Origin of the sequence: Microbispora sp. H10836 (assembly GCF_012999525.1) — a bacterium.
GTDB lineage: Bacteria > Actinomycetota > Actinomycetes > Streptosporangiales > Streptosporangiaceae > Microbispora.
Genome location: NZ_JABBWU010000001.1, coordinates 780,546 through 797,019, shown reverse-complemented (window position 1 = coordinate 797,019; position 16,474 = coordinate 780,546). Strand labels below are relative to the sequence as shown.

The window sequence follows — 16,474 nt, the reverse complement described above, 5'->3', positions numbered from 1 at the left end:
CTGCCAAGAGTTGTCGTGAGGGGTGAGCGCATGGACACGATCGTGATCGTTCTTGCGGTTGCGGTGGTGCTGCTGGCTCTCGTGATGATCGCCGCCCTTGTCATAGTCATGCGCCGCACCGGCGGCGTCGTCGCACCGTCCGGCCCCTCACCCGAGCAACTCGCCGAGGTGAAGGCCGAGGTCAACGAGGAACTCGAACGCGCCAGGCGCGAGGCCGAGGAGATTCGTACGAAGGCGGAGCGTGACGCGGGGGAGATTCTCAAGAAGTCGGAGACACTGGCCGAGAGTGCCGCGCTGACGCGCAAGGAGGTCGAGGAGGAGGCGCGCATCCTCAAGACCGAGCTCAAGGAGCTCCGCTCCGATCTCGAGCGCCGCGAGAACCGGCTGGCCGAGCGTGAGCAGCGGCTCGACGAGGAGGCGCGCAGGCAGACCGAGCGGGCCCGCAAGCTGGCCGAGACGGAGACCGAGCTGGCCGACCGCCGCGAGGAGCTGGACCGGGTGGCCGAGCGGCGGCAGGAGATCCTGGAGCGGGTCGCGGGCCTGACGGCCGAGCAGGCCAAGGCGGAGCTGGTCAAGGAGATCGAGAACCAGGCGAAGCGCGAGGCCGCGCTGATCGTCCGGGAGATCGAGAGCGAGGCCCGGCGTGAGGGGGAGAAACGCGCCTGCAAGATCGTGACGCTGGCCGTGCAGCGGGTCGCCACCGAGCAGACGGCCGAGTCGGTGGTGAGCGTCCTCCATCTGCCCGGCGACGAGATGAAGGGCCGCATCATCGGCCGCGAGGGCCGCAACATCCGGGCCTTCGAGTCCACCACCGGCGTCAACCTGATCATCGACGACACGCCGGAGGCGGTGCTGCTGTCGTGCTTCGACCCGGTCCGCCGGGAGACGGCCAGGCTGACGCTGGAGAAGCTCGTGCTCGACGGCCGGATCCACCCCCAGCGCATCGAGGAGGCGTACGAACGCAGCAAGGCCGAGGTGCTGGACCTGTGCGTGCGGGCCGGAGAGGACGCGCTGGTCGAGCTGGGCATCACCGAGATGCACCCCGAGCTGGTCACCCTGCTGGGCCAGCTCCGCTACCGCACGTCCTACGGCCAGAACGTGCTCAAGCACCTCATTGAGTCGGCGCACATCGCCGGCATCATGGCCTCCGAGTTGCGGCTCGACCGTGACCTCGTCAAGCGCTGCGCGCTTCTGCACGACATCGGCAAGGCGCTCACCCACGAGGTCGAGGGCAGCCACGCGATGATCGGCGCGGAGATCGCCCGGCGGTACGGCGAGCACGAGGACGTCGTCCACGCCATCGAGGCGCACCACAACGAGGTGGAGGTCAGGACCGTCGAGGCGGTCCTCACCCAGGCCGCGGACGCGATCAGCGGCAGCCGCCCCGGCGCCCGGCGCGAGTCCCTGGAGGCGTACGTCAAGCGGCTGGAGCGCCTGGAGGAGATCGCCCAGTCCTACGAGGGAGTGGACAAGGTCTTCGCCATGCAGGCGGGCAGGGAGATCCGGGTCATGGTCCGGCCCGACAACGTCGACGACATCCAGGCCCAGGTCATCGCCAGGGACGTCGCCAAGCAGGTCGAGGAGGAGCTGACCTATCCCGGCCAGATCCGGATCACCGTGGTCCGCGAGTCCCGCGCCACCGAGTTCGCCCGGTAGAGCCCCCCGCCTGACCCGCCCCATGCGGGCGGCCGGGCCACACCCGACAGCGAAAGCCAAGGGTCCCCGTCCAGTGCTGGGCGGGGACCCGGGTCGCGGGGGACGTCCCGGTGGGACGACCCCCTGGTCGGCTAGGGAGTGTCAGACACGACCTAGGCCTTGTGGCTGAGCGCGTCGGCGAGGTCGTTGAGCGCCTCCGACAGCGTCGCCTGTGCCCCGACGGAGGTGTCGAGCTGGTGGGAGACGGCCCGAAGCTGCGCCACGGCGGCGTTCTTCTGCGGCCCGTCCGTGAACCGCTCGGCCCGGTCGACGAACTTCCGCACGTTGTCGGCGGTGTCCTGCTGCATGGTGCCGGTGCGCAGCGCCTGCGCGTAGTAGGCACGCACCAGCGGGAAGCTCGCCGGCCACGTCACCCGAGGCTGGTGCTGGCTGTTGAACCGGTCGTAGGTGACCGTGGCCGCCGCGTCGATCTCGGCCTGGTCCAGGTGCTCGCTCGGCAGCAGCTTGAACGCGTCGAACCCGCGCGCGATCTCGCTGCCGAAGACATGGCCGTTGTAGTAGTACGCCGACCAGAAGCCACCGAGGAGCAGGGAGGACGTGCTGATCGGGCCGCGGTCGAAGTACGCGATCTCACGCGGGTTGGCCGAGTCGGTGAAGTCGAACATCGAGACGCCGCCCTGGTACCAGGCCTGGACCATGATGTCCCGGCCGGGCACGGGAACGAGCGACCCGTTGTGCGCGACGCAGTTCTCCTGGTTCGTCTGCGCCACCGGCAGCTTGTAGTAGCTGCGGAACTGCAGCTTGCCGTCGACGATGTCGAAGATGGCGTTGGCGCCCCACGACGGCTCGTCGGTCACGCGGCACCGTGCCGCGCTGCCGCCGCCCCACTCGTCCGTGAAGATGACCTTGGTCCCGTCGTTGTTGAACGTGGCCGAGTGCCAGTACGCGAAGTTCGGGTCCGTCACGGCGTCAAGCCGCTTCGGGTTGGCCGGGTCGGAGATGTCGATCAGGAGCCCGTTGCCCGCGCACGCCCCGGCCGCCAGGCCGATCTCGGGGTAGGCCGTGATGTCGTGGCAGTGGGTGGTGACCGGCGACGGCGACCAGGCCGAGCCGGACGGGTGCCGCGGGGTCTGCGGGGTGTTCTGCAGGCCGTTGATCGCGCCGGTCTCCGGGTCGGTGAACAGGCGCGGCGTGGAGACGATCGCCGCGTTCTGCGGCGCGGCCACCGGCACCTTGATGACCTCGATACGCCACTGGGCCGTGTTCGGGTCGGTCGCCGCGGTGTTGGCGCAGCCCGCGAGCTCGGAACCCGAGCGGATGCTCGACGTGCCCTGCACGTAGACGTACACGTTGTCCGGGTCGTTCTTGCCGGTGACCAGGGTGTGCGTGTGCGAGCCGCGGCAGGTCTGCACGGCCGCCACCTGGACCGGCCTGCTGATGTCGCTCACGTCGAAGATCCGGACACCGCGGAAGCGGTCCGGGTTCACCGTGCCGCTCGCGCCCTGCGTGCCGCAGTCGATCCGGCCCCGGGTCTCCTCCACCGACATGAACAGCAGGTTGCCGTACACCGACAGGTCGCCCTGGCCGCCCGGGCAGACCACGGAGGTGGTCAGGACCGGGTTCGAGGGGGTGGAGACGTCGTAGATGTTGAAACCGGTGAAGTTGCCGACGAACGCGTACTTGCCGCTGAACGCCAAGTCCGAGTTCGCGAACGACGAGTTGCCCGGGCTTGAGGCCTGGTAGAAGCCCTCCGGCTTGTCCCGGTGAGCCAGGAGCTCCAGCCCCTGGCTCGCCTGCTGGGCATCCAGCCAACCGGCTCCAAGGCCGGCTCGGGGATCGGCGTCGTCGGCCATGGCCGTGGCGGGCACAAGGCCCACCAGGACCACCCCTGCGGCGACGACTCCGATCTTCCTTAATCCAGCACGCCCCCAACGTGCTGCCGCACGGCTGATTCTCAAGGGTCGCACCCCTCCTTTTCTGCTCTTTCCGGAGTGACCCATTGCGCGTGCGACAGATCCCGGGCCCGGCCCGACCCAAAAGATCTACGCGGCGTTTGGGGGACACTAACTGAATCTGGGGTGAATGTGCTATACCCCTACACATCCTCCGGTTTGGCCGGTATCCCCCCACCGCCGATGAAGCGAGCCCAGGCCAATGATCTCCTCCACCTCGTTTCGGCAGCTTCTCGCGCTCGTGCTGGCCGCTGCCGTGATCAGCGCCTGTACGGCCGAGACCCCCGAACAGGCCAAGGTGAACGTCGTCCAGCCGGGTGCGCCGGGACAGGGCAGCAAGGTCGTGCCGGCCGACGACGTGCCGCGCCCGGACGACCGGGAGTACACCGACGCCGACGTGCGGTTCATGCAGGGGATGATCCGGCATCATTCCCAGGCCCTGCGCATGACCGCGCTCGTTTCCGGCCGCAGTGAGAGCAAGGACCTGCCGCGTTTCGCCAAACGGATCGAGATCTCCCAGCAGGACGAGATCGACCTGATGGTGCGCTGGCTCAGGGCAAGGCTCCAGCAGGTCCCGAGCGTGGGCTCCGGCGCGGGGCACGACCACGGGGGCGGGGCGCTCATGCCCGGCATGCTCAGCGAGGAGCAGTTCGCCGAGCTGGAGCAGGCCAAGGGGGTGCGGTTCGACCGGCTCTTCTACGAGTACATGATCCAGCACCATCTGGGCGCGCTGACGATGGTGGAGGGGCTCTTCGGCGACGGGGGAGGCGAGGAGGTGGAGATCAACCAGTTCGTCACCCATGTCGACGCGGACCAGCGGATAGAGATCGACCGCATGCGCGGCCTCCTCGCCCAGATGGACGGGTGACCGCCTCCGCTCACCCGAAGATCTGCAGGTAGAACGACAGCTCGGCGGCGAGGGCCGCGGCCCGGGTCTCCAGCCGCCGGAACCCGTGCGCCTCGCCCTCGAACGTCAGATAGGTGCAGGGCACGCCGCGTGCCGTCAGGCGGTCGGCGAACGCCTGGGACTGGGCCGGCGGCACGACCGGGTCGGCGAGCCCCTGCATCAGCAGCATGGGACAGGTCACCCGGTCGGCCAGGGCGAGCGGCTCACGCTCGCCGTAGCGGTCCTCGGGACCGACCAGCCACTCCACGTATCGCGACTCGAAGTCGTGGGTGGCCGCGACCAGGGGCGCGAGCGCGCTGACGCCCGCCACCGAGACGCCGCCCGCGAAGACGTCCGAGGCGCCGCAGGCGGCCATGACCGTCCACCCGCCCGCGCTCGCCCCGCGTACGGCGATCCGGGCGGGATCGGCGAGGCCCTCGGCGACCAGCCACTTCGCCGCGGCGATCACGTCCTCCACGTCGGTCACGCCCCACCGGCCGCGCAGGCGTTCCCGGTAGGCCCGGCCGTATCCGCTGGACCCTCCGTAGTTGACGTCGATCACGCCGATGCCGCGGCTGGTGAAGAACGCCTTGTCCAGGCTGAGCTCGCTCGTCGCGTGCCCGGTCGGCCCGCCGTGCACGAAGACGACGTACGGCACGCCGCCCTCGTCCGCCCCCGCCGGGGGATACAGGTACGCGTGCACGCGCATGCCGGGCCCGGCCTCGAACTCAACGGCCCGGGGCACGGGGAGGACGCCGGCGGGAACGTCGTCGACCTCCCGTCGCAGTTCCTCGGCGCGACCGGCCCGACCGGCCCGACCGGCGCGACCGGCGTCGCCGGCGGTGCCGATCCGGACGACCGAGCGCGGCACGTCCGGCCCGTAGCCGATGCCGACGAGCACGTCGCCGTCCGTGTCCAGCACGGGCGCCCAGCCCCGGTAGGGGACGTCGAGGTCGCTCAGCGTGCCCGTCTCCGGGTCGAGGAGGCCCAGGCGCAGGTCGCCGCGCCCGTGCGGCACGGCGAGCCGCCCGTCGCCCAGCACGCCGTACGGCAGGCCGCCGAGCTGCCACGGGGGTCCGGCGAACTCCTCGTCGAGGGGGAAGAGCGCCTGGCACGACGACTCGGACACGTCGGCGCGGTAGAGGTTCCACCAGCCGGACCGGTCGGAGACGGCGTACAGGTGCCGCTCGCCGCACCATAGCGGCGCGAGGACCGACTCGGCAGGCCCGCCCATCACCGTCCAGGTGGCGCCGTCGGACAGCCGCGTGACCCGCAGTTCGGTGCCGGTCCAGGGCATGTGGGGGTGGTTCCAGCAGATGTAGGCGAGGTGCCGCCCGTCGGGGGACGGCGTGGGCGAGGCGTAGAAGTCGCTCCCCGCGACCCACTCGGTGACGTCGCCCGCCCCGGAGAGCGCCACCGACACGATCGAGCGGGTGACCTGGGCGTCCTGGTGATGGCGTTCCCGGACGCACCACACCCGGGGCCCGTCCGGGCCGTCCTGGACCCGCAGGTCGGCGTAGCGCGACGCGCCCGGCGCGTCGGGCGCCGGCGTGACCGGCCGGGGCCGCTCCGCGCCCCGCCCCGGCCCGTCGTCCGGCCGGGACGGGGCGAGATAGAGCCGCTGGTCGGGCCGGTGCGCGAAGACGAGGCCGTGGCCGGGGACGACGACATAGGACCGCCCGCCGTACTCGTGCACCCGCGTACGGGCGTCCCAGGGCGCGGGAAGCAGGTCGGTGAGAGTGCCGTCGGCGGCCCGGTGGACGACGGTACGGCGGCCGCCCTCGGCGGGGCGGTCCTCCTCCCACCACGTCTCCCGGCCCAGCACGGTCGGGAAGCCGAGTCGCAGCCCGGCACGCGCCACGTCGGTGGTGGAGATGGGCGAGGGGCGTGGCGAGAACGGCCTCGGGCCGGGCGTGGGGGGCATGACCGCATCCTGCCGGACGAGCCCGCCCCCGGGGGTGGGAATGCGGCAAGGCGTCAGTCGAGGGACGGGGGGGCGGTGTAGCGGGTGGCGAGCGGGCCGAGCTGGTTGATGACCATCCGTTTCCACGTGCCGTCCTCGAACATCCGGCGCAGCGCCTCCTCGACCTGGTCGCGCAGCGCGGGCGTCCCGGCGGCGATGCCGTACTCCTCGGTCGCCAGGGGTCTGCCGCTGAAGCGGAACCTGCCGGGATACTGCGCCGACAGCCCGGCGAGCACGGGGGCGTCGGCCACGATCGCGTCGGTCCGGCCGGAGGCCAGCAGCGGCGCGCAGGCCGCGGGCAGGTTCGCCTCGGCGAGGAAGAACTGCCGCCACCGGGTGCCGAACCTCTTCACGAGAGGCTCGGCCGACTCACGGGTGGCGCAGACGCGCTTGCGGGCGAGGTCGCGCGGGCGGCGGACGGACAGGTCGCCGGCCCGGACGAGGATGTCGGTGCTGGTCACCAGGTAGGGCCCGGCGACGTACCGGGAGCCCGCCGGGCCGGTGGCGCCGACGACGAGATCGGCCCGCGACGGGTCGATCGTGTAGACGACCTGGTCGTCGCGGTAGCCGAGCGCCCGCGCGACGTACTGTGCCACCTCGACGTCGAAGCCGCTGTAGCGGCCGTCGGGGAGCCGGGTGACCAGGCCCGGCTGCCCGGGACGCACGCCGACCACCAGCGTGCCGTCGTTCCCGCATCCGCCGGCGAGGAACGCGGCCGCCAGGACGCCGACCACGGCACTGCCACGCCACACGCGCTCAATATCGAGGTCGGGCGCCTCCCGGTGCCAGCAGCGACACGGCAAAGATCCCTTTACCCGCGAGCCGTGCGGGGTCAGCGCACGAGCGGGACCTCGCCGCCGGCCATCTCCGCGGCGGCCGGGTCGGCCGAGACCTTGCGGCTGCGCCTGCTGCGCCGTTCCAGCCAGGTGGCGAGGTAGCCCAGTGCCAGGTTGATCGCGATGTAGACCGCCGCGATCACGATGACCGAGGGGATCAGGTTGGCGTAGTTGGCCGGGACCACGCGGGCGCCCGCGTTCAGCAGGTCGGCGTACGCCACGACGAACCCGAGCGCGGTGTCCTTGAGCAGCACCACGAGCTGGCTGACGATCGCGGGCATCATCGCGGTGACCGCCTGCGGCAGCAGGATCAGCCGCATCACCTGGTTCTTGCGCAGGCCGATGGCGGATCCCGCCTCGGCCTGGCCGCGCGGCACGGCGAGGATGCCCGCGCGCACGATCTCGGCCAGGACCGACCCGTTGTAGACCGTCAGGCCGAAGACCACGGCCGCGAACTCGGTCACGACCAGCCCGGCCAGGCTCCCGCCGTACTGCGCGAAGAAGATGAGCATCAGCACCGGGACCGCGCGGAAGGCCTCGACGACCACCGCGGCCGGAACGCGCACCCAGCGGTGGTCCGAAAGGCGCGCGATGCCGAACACCGCCCCGAACAGCAGGGCGAGCACCGCGGCGACCGCGGCGGCGGTCAGCGTGTTGAGGAGCCCGGGCAGGATCAGCTCGGTCCAGGTGTCGGCCCGCAGGAACGGCTGCCACAGCTCGCCGTTCCACTGGCCCTTCTCGTCGAACTTCGTCCACACGAAGTACGCGACCAGCAGCAGGACGACGCCGAACGTCAGCGTCAGCGCGTTGTTGCGCAGCCGGGTCCGCGGGCCCGGGACGTCGTAGAGGACGGTGGCCCCGCGCTCCGTCATCGGACCACCGCCAGGCGCCGGGCCAGCCGGCCGGCCAGCAGGTTCATGGGAAGGGTCAGCACGACGAACCCGGCCGCGAAGCCGAGGAAGATGGGAATGATCGCGTCTCCGTGGGCGTCGAACAGGTTCTTCATCCGCAGCGCCGCCTCCATGACGCCGATCGCGGCCGCGACCGTCGTGTTCTTGACCAGCGCGTTCAGCAGGGTCCCGAGCGGGGCGATGACCGTGCGCACCGCCTGGGGGAGGATCACCAGGCGGAGCGTCTGCAGGAACGTCAGGCCGATCGCCCGCGCCGCCTCCGCCTGCCCGAGCGGCACGGTGTTGATCCCGGACCGCACGACCTCGCAGACGAAGGCGGACGTGTAGGCGGACAACCCGATGATCGACAGCCAGAAGCTGTTGAGCGACAGGTCGTCCCGGGAGAACTGGACGTTCATCACCGTGCCCAGGCCGAGGCCGCAGAACACGATGATCAACGTGAGGGGCGTGTTGCGCAGCACGCTGACGTACACCGCGCCCGCCCCTCGCAGCACCGGCAGCGGACTGACGCGCATGGCCGCCAGCACGATCCCCCAGACCAGCGAGATGACCCCGCTGACCACCGTGAGCTTCACCGTCAGCCAGAACGCGCCGAGGATGACGGGAAGCTCGTCGACGACGGCCTCCACCGCCGGCCTCCTCTCAGTGCCGCTGCCGCGCCGTCCTAGTACCGCTCGACGGACGGTGGCGTGGTGAAGTACTTGCCGAACTCGCCGAGGTTGGCGTCGAGGGCCTTGCGCCAGCTGCCGTCGTTGAAGAACTTCTCGATGGCGTTGTTGATCGCGTCGCGGCCGGCCTTGTCGTCCATCTTGATGCCGATGCCGTACTTCTCCTCGCTGAACGGCTGGCCGATCAGCTTGAACTTGCCGGGGAACTGGGCGGCGAACCCGGCGAGGATCGTCGCGTCCGTGGAGATCGCGTCGACCTGCTTGTTCTCCAGCAACGGCAGGCAGGCGCCGTACCCCTGCTGCTGGGTGAGGTTCTTGGACTCCCACTCGGCCCCGAACTTCTCGGCGAGCCGCTTCGGCGACGACGAGCCCTGGGCGCCGCAGACCTTCTTGTCCTTGAGGGAGTCGACCCCGGTGATCGAGGTGTCGTCCGCGCGGACGAGGATGTCCTGTCCGGTGACCAGGTAGGGGCCGGCGAAGGAGATCTTCTTCTTGCGCTCGTCGGTGATGGAGTAGGTCGCGACGACCATGTCCACCTGGCCCTGCTGGATGAACGGCTCGCGGTTGGCCGACTGGGCCTCCTTGAAGGTGATCCCGCTCTCCGGCACGCCGAGTTCCTTGGCGACGTACTTGGCCACGTCCACGTCGAACCCGCCGTAGCTGCCGTCGGGCTTCTTCAGCCCCCAGCCCGGCTGGTCGATTTTGATGCCGATGACGAGCTTCTTGTCGTTCTTCGCCTTGTCGGCGATCGAGTCCGCCCCGGAGTTGCCGCAGGCCGTCAGGCCGGTAGCCAGGGCGGCGAGCGCGAGCAGGCCGGCTCCGAATCGCATCCGTGTCACCTTTCGCTTTCGTGGAGCTTGTCGTGAGCGGGGATCAGTGGGTGAGGATCTTGGAAAGGAAGTCGCGGGCGCGCTCGGTGCTCGGCTGGGTGAAGAACTCCGAGGGCTCGCCCTCCTCGACGATCTGGCCGTCGGCCATGAAGACGACCCGGTTGGCCGCCCGGCGGGCGAAGCCCATCTCGTGGGTGACGACCATCATGGTCATGCCGTCGCGCGCCAGGCCGGTCATCACGTCGAGCACTTCCTGGACCATCTCCGGGTCGAGGGCCGAGGTGGGCTCGTCGAAAAGGATCATCTTGGGGTCCATCGCCAGCGCGCGGGCGATGGCCGCTCGCTGCTGCTGGCCTCCGGACAGCTGGGCGGGATACTTGTCGGCCTGCGAGGCGATGCCGACGCGTTCGAGCAGCTCCATGCCCCGCTGCTCGGCCTGCTGCCGGGAGACCTTCCGTACCCTGACCGGGCCGAGCGTGACGTTCTCCAGGATCGTCTTGTGGGAGAACAGATTGAAGGACTGGAACACCATTCCCACCTCGGACCGCAGGCGGGCGAGGGCCCGGCCCTCCGCGGGAAGCTCCTGACCGTCGAAGACGATGCTCCCGCCGTCGATGGTCTCCAGCCGGTTGATCACGCGGCACAAGGTCGACTTGCCGCTGCCGGACGGGCCGATGACGACGACCACCTCGCCCCGGCCCACGCTCAGGTCGATGTCCCTGAGCACGTGCAGCGGACCGAAATGCTTGTTGACTCCCTCCAGCCTGACAAGCGGGGCCCCACCACTGTTCTCCGTCATGGTCATCAAACGTACGGGTGTCAAGACGGCCAAGTCACTAACGCCCCGGTACCGAATCGGTCACATCCCGGCTGTTCAGGACCCCATCCCGACCGCCGGGTGCGGCCGGCCCATGCGGCCCGGGACGCGGTCCCGGTTGGCTCCTGCCGATCTTTCGTCGCTTAGGAGCCCAGATGCTGAGAAATCCGGATCTGTTTCGTAAGACCGTCGCGGGAACCGCCATGCTGGCGTGGCCCGTCCTGCTGGGCCTGGCCTTCCTCACCTCGCCGCCGGGCACCGAGCACGATCCCGCCGTGTTCCGCGCGAGTCCCGTGCAGGTGCAGGCCAGCGCGCTGCTGTTCCAGTGGGCGACCGTCTGCCTGGTCCCGGTGATCCTCGGGCTCGCCCATCTGCTGCGCCGCCGGGCGCCGCGCACCGGCAACATCGGCGCGGCCGTCGGACTGACCGGCGCGGCCACCGCCACCTGCCTGTTCATGACCGACTTCTACGATCTGGCGCTGGCGCTCACCCTTCCGGACGACCAGGCCGCCCGGGTGACGGAGGTGGCCGGCGCGCTCGGCGGGTTCGTGTACGGCGTGCTCCTGCCCGGCTTCCTCCTCCACGTGGGCCTGCTGGTGCTGCTGACGGGCCTGGCGGCCGTGCGGCGGGCGCCGTGGTGGGTCCCGGTGGCGGCGCTCGCGGGCGTCTGCGGGCCGTTCCTCACGATGGGGCAGCCGCCGGCCGTCCAGGCCATCGGATCGCTGTTCCACCTCGCCGCGTTCGGCACGGTCGCCCTGAAGGTCCTGCGCATGCCCGTCGACGACTGGCGGGCCGCCTGAGCCGGGGAGTGTGCCTAGAGGCCCGACTCCCTGGCCAGCATGATCGCCTCGGCCCGGTCGGCCACGCGCAGCTTGGTGAAGATGCTGGACACGTGGTTGCGCACGGTCTTCTGGCTCAGCCCGAGCCGGGCCGCTATCTGGACGTTCGTCAGGTGGCCGGCGACCAGGGCCAGGATCTCCCGCTCACGCGGGGTGAGTTCGGGGAAGCTGGGCTCCGGCTTCCTGCCGAGGTCGGAGAAGTAGCCCATCAGCCGTCCGGCGAGGGCGGGGCCGAAGATCGCCTCGCCCTCGGCCACGGCCCGGATCGCCCGCACGAGTTCGGCCCGCCGCGCGCCCTTGAGCACGTACCCGCGCGCCCCCGCGCGCACCGCCGCGAAGACCGCGTCGTCGTCGTCCGCCATGCTGAGCACGAGGACCCGCACGTGCGGGTTGTCCCGGATGATCCGCTCGGTCGCCGCCACCCCGCCCATGCCCGGCATCGCGAGGTCCATCAGCACCACGTCGGGCTGCACGCGGGGAAGGAGCGCGAGGGCCTGCTCGCCGCTGGCCGCCTCGTCGGCGACCTCCACGTCCTCCACCGGCCGCAGGAGCGCGCGCAGCCCCGCCCGGAAGGCCGAGTGATCGTCAACCAGCAGCACGCGGATCGGCTCCATCGCCCGCCTCCCGTCGTCTCGTGTCCGGCGCCGTGTCCTGGGGTGCGCTCTGCAGGGGAAGGCGGGCCAGCACCCGCGTCCCGCCTCCGGGGCGCGCCCCGATCAGGCAGGTGCCGCCGAGTTCGGCCGCGCGTTCTCGCATCGACGCCGTGCCGACTCCGCTCCCACTGCCGTCCGTGAGCGGCTCGCCGCCCTCGTCGGCGACCTCCACTTCGAGCGCGCCGGGCGGGGCCCCGCCGGTCATGCCGAGCCGTATGCGCACCCGTCCGGCCCCGGCGTGGCGGCGCGCGTTCGCCAGCGCCTCGGCCGCGATCCGGTACGCCGCCACCTCCACCGCCGCGGGCAGCGCCGGGAGGGTCCCCTCGATCTCGACGTCGGCCTCGACGCCGGGCAGCCGGGCCGCGTGCGACCTGATCGCCCCGGCCAGGCCCAGCGTGTCGAGGGCCGGCGGCCGCAGCCCCTCCACCAGCGTCCGTACGTCGGCCATCGCCGTGTGCGCGTCCGTCATGATCTCTTCGAGCATCGCCAGGGCGTCCGGATCGCGCACCACGTCCTGCACGGCCTCCGCCCGCATGGTCAGCGCGGCCAGGGTCGGCCCGAGTCCGTCGTGCAGGTCGCGGCGCAGCCGCCGCCGCTCCTCCTCGCGCGCCGCCACCAGCCGTTCGCGCGAGCGCTGCAGGTCCGCCGACAGCCGTACGGCGTGCACGGCGATCCCCGTCTGGCGGGCGAGGTCGGCGAGAACGCGGCGGTCCCTCGCGCCGAGGCCGCTCTCGCCCGAACGCGGAGAAAGGACCAGGTCGCCCACCGGCTCGCCCCGGTGCACGAGCGGCAGCCGTACGGCGCCGGGGGAGGGCGCGCCGAAGGCGTGGGTCGGTCCGCCGGCGACCTCGACCGCGACGTGCGGCAGGCGCAGCGCCTCCGCCACCGACCGGGCCGCCGCGGCGAGTGCCGCGCCCGGCTCCGCCGCCTCTTCCAGGCGCCTGCCCAGCAGGGCCAGCGCCGCGTACGGATCGTCCCGCCTGCCGTACATCACGAGGTTGACGGCGCGTTGCAGCCGCTCGCGCAGCGGCGCGAAGACGAGGGCGACCACCCCGGCGGCGGCCACCGACACCGGCAGCCCGTCCGCCGAGCGGAACACGGCGCCGAGATAGGTGACCACGAGCATGTAGCCGCCGAACACGCACGCCGACGACAGGACGTAGACGAGCGTGCGGTTGATCACGAGGTCGATGTCGAACAGGCCGTGCCGCAGCACCGCGACCGCGGCGGCGGCCGGGAGCAGGCAGGCCGCGATCGTCCCCAGGACCTCCCAGAACGCGCTGGTGATGGGCCAGATGGAGCGCGGGTCGCCGTCGGTGAGCCCTGCGGCCACCCGCCCCGCGACGATCAGCCCGGCGAGCCCGGCGGCGTACGCGAGCCACTTGAGCTGGGCCCGTTCGTCGGCGCCTCCGCGCCGGGCCCGCCGTACGAGACCGGCCGCGCCCGCCACGAACAGGGCGCCCATGAGTCCGGTCATGAGCGGCTCGACGAACGGCGCGACGACGGCGAGCGCGGGCACCGCGAGGGGGTTGGGCAGCGGCGTGCCCCAGCCGAGCTGGTGGCTGGGGCCCGGCAGCAGGGCGCTCAGCGCGGCCGTCACGGCGGCGACCGCGGCGAGCCCCCACAGGACCGCGCGCCACCCGGGCGACGACGGCCGTCCCGACGGGAAGAACGCCGGAACGGCGGCGACGGAAAGGTTGGCCGGCACCCACAGCCACGTCTGCGGCCAGGCCATCGGGGTCGCGAACGGCAGCCCGGCCAGCGCGTAGTGCCCGGTCGCGTCCAGCGACGCGAAGCACAGGCCGCAGGCGGCCATCAGCCACCCGACGGCGTTGCCCGGACGGGCGGCGGTGATCAGGCCGCCGACCAGGGCGCAGACGACGACGTAGAGAAGGTGGCTCTGGGTGAACAGCCCGGCGCCGTTGCGGTGGCCGAGCACCAGGGCCGCGGCGACCAGGAGCAGGGTGAGCGCGCAGACCGCCCACGCAGTACGCCGCACCGCCCGCCTCCTTCACGCGCCTCCGGCGCGACCGCTGAGTCGGGCTCAGGCTAACGACCGAAATGCCCAGACGAACAGGACGATGTCCCAGGACGTCCGGTCCTCGCGGTACGTCACAATCTGGCGAGCGCCTCGGGATCGACGGTCACCTTGAACGGCTCGGCCACGGCGACCGCCTCGCCCGCCCCCACCCGGTGGGTCAGCTGGTACTGGCCCTCCTCGTCGAGCCGGTGGGTGAACATCACGGGAAGACGATCGGCGGCCTGCCCGCGGAAGGGGCGGGTCTCGACTCGCCAGAAACAGGGAATGCCTGCCTCGGCGTACTTGGCGGGCTTCACCACCCGATCGGTCATGGTGGTGGACCGCGAGACGATCTCCACGACCAGGCGCACCCACTCCGGCCGGACGACCGATGCGCCCTCGCGGATCGGCTGCCTGTCGACGACCATGACGTCCGGGATGACCCCCGGCCTGCCGTCGAGAAGCAACCCGGTGGCGGTGATCGCCACCAGATCCTCGGGGGCCGCATCCTGGAGGGCCGCGCGCAGGTTGTCGCCGATCCACTGGTGCATCGGGAGCGGTGCGGGGGACACGATGAGACTCCCGTCGATGAGCTCGTAGCGGCTGCCGTCGTCCGCCTGCGCGTTGAGCTCGAACCATTCCTCGACGCCGAGTTCGCCCGGGACGCGCCAGGGGCTCCTCGCCGCCCGCGCCTCGTGGGCCTGCATCGGCGCCTCCGTGGATCGTGCGGGCATCGCCATCGAGGCTCACCTCTCAGCAATTGGTCCGTTCTCAGTGTCGCATGGGTTCGTCGTCGCACCCCATCGTCACTCAATGTGCTTGGTTGGATTCGTAATGCTTTCGGTGCGGGCGGGGGTGGGGAAGCGCCTACCCTTGTAGTGCGATGACTGCGACCACACAGACTGTGACGACACAGGGCGCCGAAGGCGCGACGACGACACAGGGCGCCGAGGGTGCGACCCGTACCTACGAGGTGCGGACCTACGGCTGCCAGATGAACGTGCACGACTCGGAGCGGCTGTCCGGGCTGCTGGAGGACGCGGGATACGTCCGCGCGGCCGACGGGGAGACGCCGGACGTCGTCGTGTTCAACACCTGCGCCGTGCGGGAGAACGCCGACAACCGGCTCTACGGCAACCTCGGGCATCTCAGGCCGATCAAGACGGCCCGCAAGGGCATGCAGATCGCGGTCGGCGGGTGCCTGGCGCAGAAGGACCAGGGTGAGATCGTCCGCCGGGCCCCCTGGGTGGACGTCGTCTTCGGCACCCACAACATCGGGTCGCTGCCGGTGCTGCTGGAGCGGGCCCGGATCGCCGAAGAGGCCCAGGTCGAGATCAAGGAATCCCTGGAGACCTTCCCCTCCACGCTGCCGAGCCGCCGCGAGTCGGCGTACGCCGCCTGGGTGGCGATCTCGGTCGGGTGCAACAACACCTGCACGTTCTGCATCGTGCCGTCGCTGCGCGGCAAGGAGAAGGACCGCCGCCCCGGCGACATCCTCAACGAGGTGCGCACGCTGGTCGACCAGGGCGTCCTGGAGGTCACCCTGCTGGGCCAGAACGTCAACACCTACGGCGTGGAGTTCGGCGACCGGCTGGCGTTCGGCAAGCTGCTGCGGGCCTGCGGCGACGTCGAGGGCCTGGAGCGGGTCCGCTTCACCTCGCCCCACCCGGCCGCCTTCACCGACGACGTGATCGCCGCCATGGCCGAGACGCCCAACGTGATGCACCAGCTGCACATGCCGCTGCAGTCCGGCTCCGACCGCGTCCTCAAGGCCATGCGCCGGTCGTACCGGTCCGAGCGCTACCTCGGGATCATCGAGCGCGTCCGCGCCGCCATGCCGGACGCCGCGATCTCCACCGACATCATCGTGGGCTTCCCCGGCGAGACCGAGGAGGACTTCCAGCAGACCCTCGACGTGGTGCGGCAGTCGCGCTTCGCCAACGCGTTCACGTTCCAGTACTCCATCCGCCCGGGCACCCCGGCCGCGACCATGGACGACCAGGTGCCCAAGGAAGTCGTCCAGGAGCGGTACGAGCGCCTGGTCGCCCTCCAGGAGGAGATCTCCTGGGAGGAGAACAAGAAGCAGGTCGGGCGCACCCTGGAGGTGCTGGTCGCCGAGGGCGAGGGCCGCAAGGACGACGCCACCCACCGTCTGTCCGGCCGCGCGGCCGACAACCGGCTCGTCCACCTCGCCGCTGCCGATGTCGCCGCCGGCGCCCGTCCCGGCGACATGGTCACCGTCGAGGTCACCTACGCCGCGCCGCACCACCTGGTGGCCGACAAGGTCCTGTCCGTACGGCGGACCCGCGCGGGGGACGCCTGGGAGGCCCGGCAGGCCGCCCCGCAGCGGGGCAACGCCGTCAGCCTGGGCATGCCCGGCATCGGCCGTCCCGCGCCGCTCCCCGCGGAGCCGTCCGCCTGCTCGGCCGTCTGAGCGCCGGCG

At 71.4% G+C, this 16,474-nt stretch carries 14 protein-coding genes; 4 read left to right on the top strand and 10 right to left on the bottom strand.

All coding sequences use genetic code 11. From position 1 onward, the window contains the following. The first annotated feature begins 30 nt into the window (after positions 1-30). On the top strand, positions 31-1,656 hold the full coding sequence (gene rny, locus HHX30_RS03680; protein WP_169979294.1) for a ribonuclease Y: 1,626 nt from the start codon (positions 31-33) through the stop codon (positions 1,654-1,656). Positions 1,657-1,808: 152 nt separating this feature from the next. Here rny and HHX30_RS03675 read toward each other — a convergent pair whose 3' ends face one another. Next, positions 1,809-3,533, bottom strand: a complete 1,725-nt coding sequence (locus HHX30_RS03675) for an LVIVD repeat-containing protein (protein WP_211591459.1) — start codon at positions 3,531-3,533, stop codon at positions 1,809-1,811. Positions 3,534-3,810: 277 nt separating this feature from the next. On the opposite strand from HHX30_RS03675, the gene HHX30_RS03670 reads away from it, so the two are divergent. Beyond that, on the top strand, positions 3,811-4,476 hold the full coding sequence (locus tag HHX30_RS03670; protein WP_169979290.1) for a DUF305 domain-containing protein: 666 nt from the start codon (positions 3,811-3,813) through the stop codon (positions 4,474-4,476). 10 nt (positions 4,477-4,486) lie between these two features. On the opposite strand, the gene HHX30_RS03665 is transcribed toward HHX30_RS03670, so the two are convergent. The 6 genes from HHX30_RS03665 to HHX30_RS03640 all read right to left on the bottom strand — a co-directional run bounded on the left by HHX30_RS03665 (position 4,487) and on the right by HHX30_RS03640 (position 10,501). Beyond that, positions 4,487-6,418, bottom strand: a complete 1,932-nt coding sequence (locus tag HHX30_RS03665; RefSeq protein WP_169979288.1) for a prolyl oligopeptidase family serine peptidase — start codon at positions 6,416-6,418, stop codon at positions 4,487-4,489. A 53-nt stretch (positions 6,419-6,471) separates the two neighbouring features. Then, a complete protein-coding gene (locus HHX30_RS03660; protein WP_169979286.1) occupies positions 6,472-7,209 on the bottom strand; it encodes a transporter substrate-binding domain-containing protein in 738 nt (245 codons plus the stop codon). Between the two features lie 80 nt (positions 7,210-7,289). Then, positions 7,290-8,165, bottom strand: a complete 876-nt coding sequence (locus tag HHX30_RS03655) for an amino acid ABC transporter permease (RefSeq protein ID WP_169979284.1) — start codon at positions 8,163-8,165, stop codon at positions 7,290-7,292. Continuing rightward, positions 8,162-8,833, bottom strand: coding sequence for an amino acid ABC transporter permease (locus HHX30_RS03650; protein ID WP_169979282.1), 672 nt, complete (start codon positions 8,831-8,833; stop codon positions 8,162-8,164). The genes HHX30_RS03655 and HHX30_RS03650 overlap by 4 nt, the downstream gene beginning before the upstream one ends. 35 nt (positions 8,834-8,868) lie before the next feature. After that, entirely contained in the window at positions 8,869-9,702 is an 834-nt protein-coding gene (locus tag HHX30_RS03645; RefSeq protein ID WP_169979280.1) for a glutamate ABC transporter substrate-binding protein, read from the bottom strand. 43 nt (positions 9,703-9,745) lie between these two features. After that, the gene (locus tag HHX30_RS03640; RefSeq protein ID WP_169979278.1) at positions 9,746-10,501 is read right to left on the bottom strand and encodes an amino acid ABC transporter ATP-binding protein; all 756 of its coding nucleotides are present in this window, start codon (positions 10,499-10,501) and stop codon (positions 9,746-9,748) included. Positions 10,502-10,674: 173 nt separating this feature from the next. Between HHX30_RS03640 and HHX30_RS03635 the strand changes: the two genes are divergently transcribed. After that, complete coding sequence (locus HHX30_RS03635; RefSeq protein ID WP_169979276.1) at positions 10,675-11,319, top strand: hypothetical protein; 645 nt, start codon at positions 10,675-10,677, stop codon at positions 11,317-11,319. Between the two features lie 14 nt (positions 11,320-11,333). Here HHX30_RS03635 and HHX30_RS03630 read toward each other — a convergent pair whose 3' ends face one another. The 3 genes from HHX30_RS03630 to HHX30_RS03620 form a co-directional block, all read right to left on the bottom strand. Continuing rightward, positions 11,334-11,972, bottom strand: coding sequence for a response regulator transcription factor (locus tag HHX30_RS03630; RefSeq protein WP_169979275.1), 639 nt, complete (start codon positions 11,970-11,972; stop codon positions 11,334-11,336). Next, positions 11,944-14,010 (bottom strand): sensor histidine kinase, encoded by a 2,067-nt coding sequence (locus HHX30_RS43130; protein ID WP_169979273.1) that lies wholly within the window; start codon positions 14,008-14,010, stop codon positions 11,944-11,946. The genes HHX30_RS03630 and HHX30_RS43130 overlap by 29 nt, the downstream gene beginning before the upstream one ends. A gap of 113 nt (positions 14,011-14,123) precedes the next feature. Further along, positions 14,124-14,765 (bottom strand): Uma2 family endonuclease, encoded by a 642-nt coding sequence (locus tag HHX30_RS03620; protein ID WP_249349536.1) that lies wholly within the window; start codon positions 14,763-14,765, stop codon positions 14,124-14,126. Positions 14,766-15,004: 239 nt separating this feature from the next. Between HHX30_RS03620 and miaB the strand changes: the two genes are divergently transcribed. Continuing rightward, the gene (gene miaB, locus HHX30_RS03615) at positions 15,005-16,465 is read left to right on the top strand and encodes a tRNA (N6-isopentenyl adenosine(37)-C2)-methylthiotransferase MiaB (RefSeq protein ID WP_311922092.1); all 1,461 of its coding nucleotides are present in this window, start codon (positions 15,005-15,007) and stop codon (positions 16,463-16,465) included. The last annotated feature ends 9 nt before the right edge of the window (positions 16,466-16,474 follow it).

Excerpts from the sequence above, each read along its gene's own strand:
- HHX30_RS03655 (WP_169979284.1), bottom strand. The coding sequence starts at position 8,165 with ATGACGGAGCGCGGGGCCACCGTCCTCTACGACGTCCCGGGCCCGCGG.
- rny (WP_169979294.1), top strand. The coding sequence starts at position 31 with ATGGACACGATCGTGATCGTTCTTGCGGTTGCGGTGGTGCTGCTGGCT.
- HHX30_RS03670 (WP_169979290.1), top strand. The coding sequence starts at position 3,811 with ATGATCTCCTCCACCTCGTTTCGGCAGCTTCTCGCGCTCGTGCTGGCC.
- HHX30_RS03640 (WP_169979278.1), bottom strand. The coding sequence starts at position 10,501 with ATGACGGAGAACAGTGGTGGGGCCCCGCTTGTCAGGCTGGAGGGAGTC.
- HHX30_RS03665 (WP_169979288.1), bottom strand. The coding sequence starts at position 6,418 with ATGCCCCCCACGCCCGGCCCGAGGCCGTTCTCGCCACGCCCCTCGCCC.
- HHX30_RS03635 (WP_169979276.1), top strand. The coding sequence starts at position 10,675 with ATGCTGAGAAATCCGGATCTGTTTCGTAAGACCGTCGCGGGAACCGCC.
- HHX30_RS03620 (WP_249349536.1), bottom strand. The coding sequence starts at position 14,765 with ATGCCCGCACGATCCACGGAGGCGCCGATGCAGGCCCACGAGGCGCGG.
- HHX30_RS03645 (WP_169979280.1), bottom strand. The coding sequence starts at position 9,702 with ATGCGATTCGGAGCCGGCCTGCTCGCGCTCGCCGCCCTGGCTACCGGC.
- HHX30_RS03630 (WP_169979275.1), bottom strand. The coding sequence starts at position 11,972 with ATGGAGCCGATCCGCGTGCTGCTGGTTGACGATCACTCGGCCTTCCGG.